This is a genomic window from Protofrankia sp. Cj5 (genome assembly GCF_917627405.1).
Lineage (GTDB): Bacteria > Actinomycetota > Actinomycetes > Frankiales > Frankiaceae > Protofrankia.
In genome coordinates, this window is sequence record NZ_CAKJTO010000136.1 from 1 (window position 1) to 10,789 (window position 10,789).

At 65.8% G+C, this 10,789-nt stretch carries 9 protein-coding genes; 8 read left to right on the forward strand and 1 reads right to left on the reverse strand.

The features are described from left to right. Nucleotides 1-1,417: reverse transcriptase domain-containing protein (locus MJ777_RS20390; RefSeq protein ID WP_239377477.1), on the forward strand; the 1,417-nt coding region annotated here is incomplete at its 5' end. 110 nt (nucleotides 1,418-1,527) lie between these two features. Here MJ777_RS20390 and MJ777_RS20395 read toward each other — a convergent pair. After that, on the reverse strand, nucleotides 1,528-2,817 hold the full coding sequence (locus MJ777_RS20395) for an IS110 family transposase (protein WP_239377478.1): 1,290 nt from the start codon (nucleotides 2,815-2,817) through the stop codon (nucleotides 1,528-1,530). 166 nt (nucleotides 2,818-2,983) lie between these two features. Between MJ777_RS20395 and MJ777_RS20400 the strand changes: the two genes are divergently transcribed. The 7 genes from MJ777_RS20400 (at nucleotide 2,984) to MJ777_RS20430 (ending at nucleotide 10,640) form a co-directional block, all read left to right on the forward strand. After that, nucleotides 2,984-3,352 (forward strand): hypothetical protein, encoded by a 369-nt coding sequence (locus MJ777_RS20400; RefSeq protein ID WP_239377479.1) that lies wholly within the window; start codon nucleotides 2,984-2,986, stop codon nucleotides 3,350-3,352. 293 nt (nucleotides 3,353-3,645) lie between these two features. After that, nucleotides 3,646-5,901, forward strand: coding sequence for an effector-associated domain EAD1-containing protein (locus MJ777_RS20405; protein ID WP_239377480.1), 2,256 nt, complete (start codon nucleotides 3,646-3,648; stop codon nucleotides 5,899-5,901). A 663-nt stretch (nucleotides 5,902-6,564) separates the two neighbouring features. After that, nucleotides 6,565-6,738 (forward strand): hypothetical protein, encoded by a 174-nt coding sequence (locus tag MJ777_RS20410; protein WP_239377481.1) that lies wholly within the window; start codon nucleotides 6,565-6,567, stop codon nucleotides 6,736-6,738. Between the two features lie 301 nt (nucleotides 6,739-7,039). Next, a complete protein-coding gene (locus MJ777_RS20415; RefSeq protein WP_239377482.1) occupies nucleotides 7,040-7,387 on the forward strand; it encodes a hypothetical protein in 348 nt (115 codons plus the stop codon). A gap of 63 nt (nucleotides 7,388-7,450) precedes the next feature. Beyond that, nucleotides 7,451-8,623, forward strand: coding sequence for a tyrosine-type recombinase/integrase (locus MJ777_RS20420; RefSeq protein WP_239377483.1), 1,173 nt, complete (start codon nucleotides 7,451-7,453; stop codon nucleotides 8,621-8,623). 4 nt (nucleotides 8,624-8,627) lie between these two features. Then, nucleotides 8,628-8,774 (forward strand): hypothetical protein, encoded by a 147-nt coding sequence (locus MJ777_RS20425; protein ID WP_239377484.1) that lies wholly within the window; start codon nucleotides 8,628-8,630, stop codon nucleotides 8,772-8,774. A 105-nt stretch (nucleotides 8,775-8,879) separates the two neighbouring features. Then, nucleotides 8,880-10,640, forward strand: coding sequence for a tyrosine-type recombinase/integrase (locus MJ777_RS20430; RefSeq protein WP_239377485.1), 1,761 nt, complete (start codon nucleotides 8,880-8,882; stop codon nucleotides 10,638-10,640). Nucleotides 10,641-10,789: the final 149 nt, after the last annotated feature.

Below are 10,789 nucleotides of genomic sequence, written 5' to 3' on the forward strand. Positions count from 1 at the left end.
CCCCAAGAGCAACGGGCGGCGCCGCCCGCTCGGAATTCCCGTGATCGCCGACAGATGCCTTCAGGCGCTGACGGTCAACGCGCTGGAACCCGAGTGGGAAGCCCGGTTCGAGCCGAAGTCATACGGATTCCGGCCCGGCCGTGGCTGTCATGATGCGATCGTGGCCATCCACACCACCGCGTCCCGCCGGGACGCCAAACGGGTGTGGGTGTTGGACGCGGACTTGGCGGCAGCATTCGACCACCTCAACCATGATCATATCCTCAGGTCGTTGGGCACGTTCCCCGCCAGGGAACTGGTCCGGCAGTGGCTGACGGCGGGCGTGATCGAGGCCGGTCGGTTCACCCCAACCAGTGAGGGGGCCCCACAAGGCGGGGTGATCAGCCCGTTGATCATGAATGTTGCTCTGCACGGCATGGAAGCCGCGGCTGGGGTTCGCTACCACGTCTCCGGTACTCGTGCCGGTAAGACGATGAACGGCAGCCCCGTCGTGGTCCGCTACGCCGACGATCTGGTCGCTCTGTGTCATTCGCGGGAGCAGGCCGAGCAGGTCAAGGCGCGGCTCGCCGAGTGGCTGGCTCCCAGGGGTCTGGGCTTCAACGAGGCCAAGACACAAGTCACGTCGCTGGATCGGGGCGTGGACTTCCTGGGGTTCAACATCCGCCGCTATCCCAACGGCAAGCTGTTGACCAAGCCGAGCAACGACGCGGTGCGACGGATCCGCGGGCGGCTGTCCACCGAGGTGCGGGCCCTGCGCGGGGCCAACGCCGACGCGGTGATCGCGAAACTCAACCCGATCATCAACGGATGGGCGGCCTACTACCGGATCGGGGTGTCCAAACGCCTGTTCAACGCGTTGGACGCCGACGTGTGGAGACTGGTCTACAAGTGGGCCAGGTTCCGCCACCCGAATAAGTCGAGGCACTGGGTCAGGGCCCGGTACTTCGGCGCGTTCCATCCGTCCAGGCAGGACACGTGGATCTTCGGAAGTCGGGACACCGGCTTCTACCTGCGGAAGTTTGCCTGGACCCCGATCGTCCGGCACCGGATGGTGGCAGGCAGGTCATCCGTCGATGACCCCGACCTGGCCGCCTACTGGGCCCAGCGGCGCCGCCGGATCAGGCCACACCTGGGGGTGACCGCGCTGCTCCTCCAAGCCCAGCACGGCCGCTGCCCTATGTGCCGGGGCCTGCTCCTGCACGCCGATCGTGAGCCGCAAAGCCCCGAAGAGTGGGAACAGTGGCTCGCGACAACGCGCACGGCGACCCGCAAGCGCGCACTGATCGCCTGGGGCGCGGGCACACCGGACGAACGCGTCGCAACCCGCCTCATACACACCCACTGCCACCGCCGCACCCTCGGCGACGGCACCTGGGCAGCACTTCTGCCCACCCGCAAGCCCACGGGGCTCGCTTGAGCCGGTTGCCTGGAAAGCGGGCACGGCCGGTTCTGAGACGAAACTGAAGGTGAGAGGGCATGCGGAATCAGCCCCTGTCCCGTGGTGGGTCGGGCCCGTGGCGGTGAGGGTCAGACCGCGGGTTGGATGGCGACGTCGTAGCCGAGGGATTGCAGGTCGCGGACCAGCCGTCGTTTACGCGCTTCGGGGTCGTCGTAGCGGGTGAAGTAGTCCGAGCCGAGGTCGCGGTACTCGGCGCCGTCGTGCAGGACGTGCCAGATGATGACGAGAAGGGTGTGGGCAGTCGCGATGGCGGCCTTCCTACCGCCGGTCTTGCCGAATCGACGGTGCAGGCGGCGGAACCGGGCGCCCACATAGGTGCCGGTGTGGCTAGCGGCCCAAGCGCACTCGGTGAGGACGGCGCGAACCTCGACGTTGCCTTTGGGGGTTTTGCCGGACTTGCGCTTGCCGGCGGACTCGTTGTTGCCCGGGCACAGTCCGGCCCAGGAGGCGAGCTGCTCGGGGGTGGGGAAACGCGACATGTCCACGCCGATCTCGGAGATGACCACCTGCGCGGCCCGGTCACCGATGCCTGGAATGGTCGTGAGCAGCCTCACCTGCTCGGCGAAAGAGCCGACCATCTCCTCGATCCGATCGTCGAGGTCCTCGATCATCGCGCTCAGATGGTCGATGTGGTTGGTGTGTAGCCGGGCCAGCAGAGCGTGGTGGTCACCGAAGCGCCCCGCGCAGGCCATGGTCAGATCCGGGATCTTGTTCCGCATCGTCCCTCGGGCCAGCTCTGCCAGGACTTTCGGATCGCGTTCTCCGGCGATGAGTGCCTCGATCATGGCGTGGGCAGACAGGGTGGTGATGCTGGAAGCGACCGAGTCGATTTTGATACCGCCGTCCTCCAGGACCTTGGACAGGCGCTGGAGTTCACGGGTCCGCGACTCGATCAGCTTCTTGCGGTAACGGGTCAACTCACGAAGCGCGGCGATGTCCTTGGGTGGGATGAAGCTGCCGCGCAGCAGGCCGCATTCCAACAGTTGAGCCAGCCACGCGCTGTCCTTCACATCGGTCTTGCGACCGGGGACGTTCTTGACATGTCGGGCGTTGACCAGCAACACGTCGATCCCCTCGACCTCGCACAGGGCATGGAAGACCGGCCTCCAGTACACCCCCGTAGACTCCATCGCCACGTGCGTAACGCCTTCCTTGACCAGCCACGCCACCATCTCCAGCAGCACCCGGTAGAAGGTCTTGTACGTGCGGATCTGCTGACGACGCTGTCCGGGGGTGTCCCCGGGCGTGCGGACGGCGACGGCGATCTCCCTCTTGCCCACGTCGATCGCCGCGCACCGCGAATAGACGATCTCCACGACAACTCCTGTTCCACGAATCTTCCCGACCAGGCAGGACACGCCATCCGCGGAACCCGCAAGAAGATCAAGAGTCTGAGACTCGCGCTCTACGGCAGCAACCCGGGGTACCCAACCGGGACGGGTTCCAGCGTCAATCTGAGGGCCGGACTCGCCGGTACCAAGAACTGGCGACGTCAGCGGATGGCCTGCCCAGTTTCATCTACCCGTGGACGCTCCGCCGGACCATGACCATCTGAGGGGGCCCCGGCGCAGCAATACGCCGGGGCTACCCGACGAGATCTTCTTCTCGCTCGTCCCACGGAAGGTCGTGTCACCCTGCGACTTCGCCAGCCTCGACGTGCTCGCCGACACCCTGACAGCGTTCGTCGACCGCTACACCGTCACCGCCACACCGTTCCAGTGGAAGTACACCGCGGCCGACCTCGAACGCCACCTCGCCCGCCTCGACGACGACACAGCACCAGCCGTCGCGGGCTCCGTCGCTCGGTTGCCCGTCCCACCACCCAACACCAATGATCACGGGAGTCGGGTGGAGTCCGAACCGAGTGCCAGAGCCCTCGCGCAGGCCGCCTAACACCCCCGAAGGACTTCCAGGCTCAACCACTAAGCTGCGGGACGGCCACGCCATACGCGGCGCAAAGTGCCGACGGCGGCCGGTCGCCTACCATGGTGTGGCTCACGCTAGTCTGCAAACGCACGTCGACGATGGGGCGCCCTTCCGGCTCGACCCGGCTCGTCGGTGGCCAGGGTGCGAACTCGCGTTGCTCCCACCATCCGCGGCCGACCGGTCTGGTCCACGCCTCGGCGACGGCTATGTCGGGGGCATATGGCGTGCCTGGTCACGTCATCAGGTACGGGGGACTTGGCATGGAAACACTGACGGACGAGGAGGTCGATGCCTTCGCGGAAATATACTGCGATCTAAAGGAGGCCGCCAGTCTGCTCGAGAGGGCCGGCCTGTCGCGGGGTCGGATGCCCTTGTCGAGCGAGAATTCGCAAAAGCTCTGGCGGGACATCCAGCGAGATTTGTCGCATGGAATGCTTATTGACGGACGACGCCGGCTCCTCGCGGCCGCGCTGTACGAGTATCCAGGAAACGCCACCTTCCAGAAAGGATTCGCCGACACCGGAGGTGGTGTCGGTCCACGGCCGCAAGCCGGGCCGGGGATGTCCGCCCCGGCGGTCGGCACAGCCGCCCCGCATGGGGATGGCACCTCGGGCGATGGGTCGACCGGGGTGGTCGGGAGGGAAACGTCACCGCCTCCCGGCGACGCTCCCGTGGAATACTCCGCCGATGGAGCGCCCCGATCTGGGGAGGAGTTGGCTATCCCGCCGGATGCGTCGCCCGACGCTGACGAGCGGCCCGGCCGACACCTGCCGGGGGCGCAGGGAACCAGCGCCGACAGCGGATCTGAAGCGACGAGTGACGAACCCCAGGTGGAGCCCGAGAGCCGACGCCGACACCTGCCGGTCCGCGCGGTGTCTCGGGCGATGGGCGCCGCCGGTTCGCTCGGTGTTCGTCTCCCGCGCCGCCGACGGTCCCGATTCCTGGCGGGTGCCTTGGTGTTGCTATTATTCGCCGGCGCGGGCGTCGTCATCGATGTCGTCGTGCGGCACTCGTCACGCTCGTCGCACTGCGGACTCAGACCTCTGGACCATTACTACGGGTCGCTCACGAAAATGGGATCCGTCTGTGTCGGAGTGAGCGACAATATCGCAGACTTCCACGTCGACGACACCGGCGCGCTCGCCGAGAACAGGCTGACGGACGTCGGCCTTCTGATATGGCATCAGAACCTCCAGGTGAAGGATTTCTCGCCCGTGACGCTGATATTCATCGGCGACCTGACCGAGCCGCCCACCGGAACCAAAAGTGTGCTCCGCACCTCCGAGCGTGAGAAGCTGCTGGGTGTCGCCGCGGCGCAGCTGGCGAACAATATGAAGCCCGACACGCCGAAGATCTCCATACTCTTCGCGAGTGGAGGCCCGAGGATGGATGACGGCAGAACCCTCGGCAAGCAGATCGTGCACATGATGAGCGGGGGTAAGAGGCCGGATATCGTCGGTGTGGTCGGGCCAGAGTGGAGCCGTCAGCCGACGGTCGACATGCTCGGCAATCTCCTGGGTCACTCAATTCCGGTGGTGACGCCGACCCTCGCTCTGGACCAACTGACCAAGGGAAGTCATCCCTTCTATTTCCAGATCGCGGCGCCGGACCGGGACGAGGCCGCGGCCATGGTAACATTCGCCGCCCAGAAACTGGTGCCCGGCCGCGCCACCAGGCAGGCGATTGTCCTCAGCTCCGAGGACCCGACGGACCTGTACCAGGAAAATCTCAGTAAGGATATCGAGGACGCCGCGCAGGCCAGCGGATTCGAGGTTGTACCGCGGCCGAAGTACCACGGAGACGACGCGCCCGCCGGCGGGGACTTGACAAACGCCCACGTAGCGGGTGAGAGCCTCTGTGGTGGACAGAACACCGGCGGTCCGTTTACTGGTGTCGTGTTCTTCGCCGGCCGTGCCGCAGACTTTCTCGGGCTGCTCGGAGGTATTCGGCAGAGGTGCGCGAAGGGGCACTATCCTGAGATTATCGCCGACGGGGACGTGCCCGCCGCGTTGGCCGGACCGAAAAATCGCGACAGTTACCCCGAGATCCCCTTCTCGTATGTTTCGCTGGCGGCGGTCAACCGCAGCCTGAAAGACTGCACCGATCTCATCCCCGACCCGACGCGTGCCGCGGACGAGTCCGGGGACAGCGCCGACTTCTGGAAGTCCTACGATACGTTGTGTGGAAAGTCCGCGACCATCGATCCAGTTCTCGATGAGACGGCACTAGTCTTCTATGACGCCGTCAAGGTCTACGCGGAAGCCGTGCACAGGCTCAGTCCCGCGCCCGCCGACAGGAATAATATCGCCGGCGAGATCGGCAAGATGAGCTTCAAGGGAGTGAGCGGCTGCGTCGGTTGGGCGGGCAGCGACACGGGAGCGCCGGCGCACAAGCCGGTGACGATTCTTGACGAGCGTCAGTTCCCGTTGAACTCGACGACGACCGGTGGCAAGCCGCAGCAGGGGGTCGACGTCAAGCCGAACGGTGGCGCGGCGGACAAGTCCTGCGAAAATTGACGCCCGGGAGGATCTCGGCGAGGCGGGTGAGGGACGTCTCGTCGAGGGTGCTCCTGGAGCCGGTGGTCCTGGTCGGTCCCGAGGCCCGGCAGCTGATCGCAACCGGCCCCGGCTTGCCCGATCACCTCCGGATGGGGTGAGTCGCTGGCTGCAGGTCGGGCGAATCGCGTGGTGGTAGCAACGCATGCGCAACGGAGGGGTCATGGCTGCTCAGGCGGTGGGTTCGCGATCTCCGACGGCGATCGCCCGCTCTTGGAGCGACTGATCGAGCGGTTCGGCCACGGGAACCGGTCGGAGTTCCTGCGTGTCGGTATGCGGGTCATGGCCTCAGAAGAGCGGGCCGAGCGGTTGCGTGACCTCCGGGACGCGCGCATACACAGATCCGCCGAGTCTACTCGGCTGCCAAAGTGAATGACCTGGTCGCGGCGGTGCTCAAGCAACGTGGGTGACATCCCCGTCGTCTACGACGTCAACGTCCTTGTCTCAGCGGTCGTCGGCGAGGTTGCTTCCTTCTCGATGTGACCTACCCTTCTACCGAAGACCGACAACCCTGCGGCTGATTGTCTGGGCGTGGCCAACGACGGTCGAGAGTTCCCGCTTTGGCTGTCGCCGCATATTCTGACCAATACCGCTCGGGTTCTCGCGGCCACGGGGCTCGATACGGTGACCATCAGTGAGTATGTGGCCGTTCTCGTGGAGATCGCGGACGACTCTGGCGGTGGAGTTGTCGCCCCGCCGAGGACGGTCCCCGACTGTCGCGATGACGAGGACAATCTCGTGCTCGATCTTGCGGCGGAGGTTGCGTCCTCCTCATCGTCTCGGATGACGCCGACCTGACCTCGATGTCACCCTGGCGCGGCACTCCGGTACAACGGCCGGCGGAGTTTGCGTCCCGCGTCGACGCGATGCGCCGTGCTCGGCGCCGCTGACGGGCACCGGCTGGGACGCCACGAAACCGGTGCTGTTCACCAACACCCCCGACGGGCTGACCGACCCGGCCGCGTTCCGCCACCTGCTCGCGCCCTGGGCCGGCTGACCCCGCCGCCCGCAGAGAGCCAGACCCGCTGTCCCACCCCGACGCACGGCCCCGCCCGGCGGGGCCGTGCTCTCGGCATGCCCAGACACGAAAGGAGCCGCGATGCCGACGGCACCCGACCCGACGCGAGCCGCGCCGCCGCCCGGACCATCTCCCTCGGGCCGTCAGGTTCGGGATCCGGATCTTCCGGCGCTGATGCGGTCCCTCCCGATCGACCCGCGTCGCCGGCTACCGATCCCCGCGGTGACCGCGCACCACCCGAACGGCGACCTCGACTTCACCACCGTGGACGGCGCGACGGCGCTGCGGCTGGCGTCCGAGGGCCGCTGCACGATCTGCGGGAAACCGTTCCACGGCCCGGTCGCGTTCCTCGGCGGGGTAGGCGCCGCCGTCGTGGGCGTCTACTTCGACCCGCCGATGCACCCCGTTATCTCGACACCTGGGCTGTGAAGGGTGATCAGCCTGGTTGGATCGTCCGGGTGATCTTAACCGGACGATCGCGAGGAGAGGCCGTTGCATACCGCACGGAGTATCGACCAGGACGACGTGACGCGCTGGGTGCTGGTGGCAGAAGGCGATGCCGTGGAGGTGATGCCGAGCAGGTTCCTGCGGCATCTTCAGAACCGGGCAATGTCACCAAATACTGTTAAGGCGTATGCAAGTGACTTGTGTCTTTTCTACCGGTTTCTGGCTGACCGTGGCATGTCGTACATTGAGGTCGGACCCGCGGTCATGGCCGACTTCCTGGACTACCTCGTTCACCTGCCGGTTCGCGCGCCGGGGAAGGTGCAGGGGCTGGTTTTGGCGACGCATGACGAGCGGGGGCCTGGTCACCGTAGGGCTGCCTCGTCGGTCAATCGGACGTTCGCCGCTGTGTCGAGCTTCTTCGAATTTGCAATCACGGTCGAGGAGTTCAGGGACGAGAACCCGGTCCGAATGGTCGCGGACCACGCTCGCGCGCGAGTCCCGGATCGTCATCAGCCTTTCATGGGCAGGGCAAGCCGGCAGCGGCCCGTGCGGCGGGCCCTGAAAGTGAAGGCGGCGCGGACGCTGCCCCGACCGATGGCCGCCTCGGATCTGGATGCGTTGTTCAACGCGTTGCGCACGAAACGCGATCGGGCGATGTTCCTGCTCATGCTGGACGGTGGGCTGCGCCCCGGGGAGGTATTGGGCCTCCAGATACCCGACGACATCGAGTACGGGCGCCGTCGGGTCCGCGTTCGCCACAGAGGCGATCATCCGAAGGGAGTCCGACAGAAGTCCCGGTCGGAACGAGTCGTCGATCTGCACGATCCCCGCACTCTGGCTGCAATCAACGACTATGTCATGAACGAGCGACCCCGCGACACAGGTTCTCCGTATCTCTTCCTGATCGGCGGGAAGGGCCGCCGCCGTGCCGAGCCGTTGAGCTACCAGGCGCTGTGGAGGATTTTCGCTCGGCACTGCGACCGGCTAGCTATCCGGACGGCCTGGACGACCCCGCACGCGCTCCGCCACACCCATGCCACCGACATGTGGGAATCTGGGATGCGCGAGCTGACGTTGCAGAAACGGCTGGGACATGCCTCACCGGAGTCGACCAGGCTCTACACGCTGGTCAGCGACGAGCAAGTCCTCGCCGATTACACCAAGGCCACCCGGGCCGTCTCCCGCCAAGGTCGGGAGGGCGACGATGGGACAGCCTGACAGGATGATTCCTCCCGCAGAGACGGGACATCTCGTTATTGAGGATTTCAGCGCCCTGCTGGACCGCTACCCAGTCACCGTGCACTACCGCAGGAGCAAATATCAGGCCCGACGCGAGTTCATTGAGCGATGGCCGAACCTGAAGGTCTGACAGACCGCTCCGCTGGTCGACAGACTCCTGCACCCCGCCGGCCACGACAGCTCGCACCGCCGCCATCTCCTCGCCGGGCAGCGCTTCTACCTGTGCGCTCTTGCCATGACCGGGCATCTGGAGCTGGACTACCCCTGGCTGCTGGCGCACTCCTTCAGGGACCTCGCCGAGGCGAACGGGCGCATACTCGGCTTTGGACCCGGCTGGATCAGCGAGCTGAGCCACGAGGCGAAACGCATCGGCTACGGCCTCCCAGGCGCTCACAACTCGATGCTCAAGGCGTGCTTGTGGGTCGCCTTGCGCAAGGCCGATCCCGACTGGAAGAACATCACCGCCGCCGACCTTCGGCAGTTGCGGGACGAGATCATCGCCTTCCGTGATCGACCCGACGTCACGTGTCTGCGGCCCGGCTTCGCGGCCGGGACCGAGGTCAAGACCTGGTACCGCTCAACCCGAACCCACGTCTACGTCACGCACGTAGTCCTTCACAGCCTCGGGGTCGTGCCCGAGCAGGCCAAAATCATCAGCCTCGGCGAAAGCCCTCACACCCTGCCGAAGGCTTCCGCCGAAATGGAGCAACTCTTCGACCGCTACCTCATCCGGGCAGCGCCGAACCGAACGCGGAACCGTAACAACATTCGCGGCCGGCTTCGGACCTTCACCCAGTGGCTCAGCAACAACTACCCCGAAATCACCAGCTTCACCCAGCTCACGCGGCCCCATGTCGAGGAATTCCTAACCTGGCTGAGCACCGACTATCGGCACTACCGCACCGGCGCTCCCGTGAGCCTAGAAACACAGCGACAAACAATCTCGGTTCTCAACGTCTTCTTCCGCAACACCCTCGCCTGGGGCTGGGACGGCGTCCCTGGCCGCCCACTACTCAGCCACCTGGACATGCCCAAGAAAGTAGTCAGCGTCCCACGCTACCTCCCCAACGATCAACTCGCGCAGATCGTCACCGGCATTCACACCCTCGCGGACCCCTACCAGAAGGCAGCCAACCTCGTCGCCCGGTGGGCCGGCCCTCGTCGCAGTGAAATTCGCCGGCTCGAACTCGACTGCCTCGACGCCTACCCCGACGGGCATCCCAGGCTGCGCATACCAGCAGGAAAGACCTACACCGAGAGGATCGTTCCGCTACACCCCGAGGCAGCGGACGCCCTCCGCGCCTGCATCACCGCCACCGCCACCGGCCACCACCGGCCCCTCGCCGATGAAGTCACCGGAAAGCCCACCCGATACGTGTTCCAGACCCGCGGCCGTCTCATGTCCAGTTACTGGCTCTTCGACGTCGCGTTGCAGCGGGCCTGCGAGCACGCCGGACTCATCGACGAGAACGGAGCCCGGATCGTCACCTCCCACCGATTCCGACACACGGTCGGCACCCAACTCGCTGAAGAAGGCGCCCGACTCCAGACAATCATGGCGATCCTCGGCCACCGCAGCAGCACCATGAGCCTCATCTACTCACAAATCACCGATCCGACAGTACTCAAGGACTACAAGAACGCCCTCCACCCAGGCGCACGAATTGCCGGCCCGGCCGCCGACGCGATCCGCCACCACCAGCTCCCACAAGACGCCATCAACTGGCTTACCACCAACTACTACAAGACCGCCCTCGAACTCGGGCACTGTCTACGTCTCCCCGAAGAAGGCCCCTGCGAATGCGACCTCTTCCTCACATGCTCAAAATTCCTCACGACAACCGAATACAGCCCACGCCTCCGCGACCGGCTCTGTCTCGAACAAAAACTCGTCCAGGACGCCACCGACCGAGGCTGGCTCCGCGAGGCAGAACGCCACACCGCCATGGCCCGCCGCATCAGCGAACTCCTCGACCAACTCGACAGCCCTGAGTAGGGCGGATGACATTTTCGGCACCCACAGGGTAAGGCGCGGGCGATGCTCCTGCCCAGCATCGGCTCCGCGAGTGCCGCCCGCCAAGCGGGCACGCGGAAGGGGACCGCTCCAGACCGGGCTGATCAAACAGGTGCTGGAGCGGGGCCTAG

Coding starts and splice junctions, on each gene's coding strand:
- MJ777_RS20405 (WP_239377480.1), top strand. CDS start 3,646: ATGGAAACACTGACGGACGAGGAGGTCGATGCCTTCGCGGAAATATAC.
- MJ777_RS20415 (WP_239377482.1), top strand. CDS start 7,040: ATGCCGACGGCACCCGACCCGACGCGAGCCGCGCCGCCGCCCGGACCA.
- MJ777_RS20425 (WP_239377484.1), top strand. CDS start 8,628: ATGATTCCTCCCGCAGAGACGGGACATCTCGTTATTGAGGATTTCAGC.
- MJ777_RS20430 (WP_239377485.1), top strand. CDS start 8,880: ATGACCGGGCATCTGGAGCTGGACTACCCCTGGCTGCTGGCGCACTCC.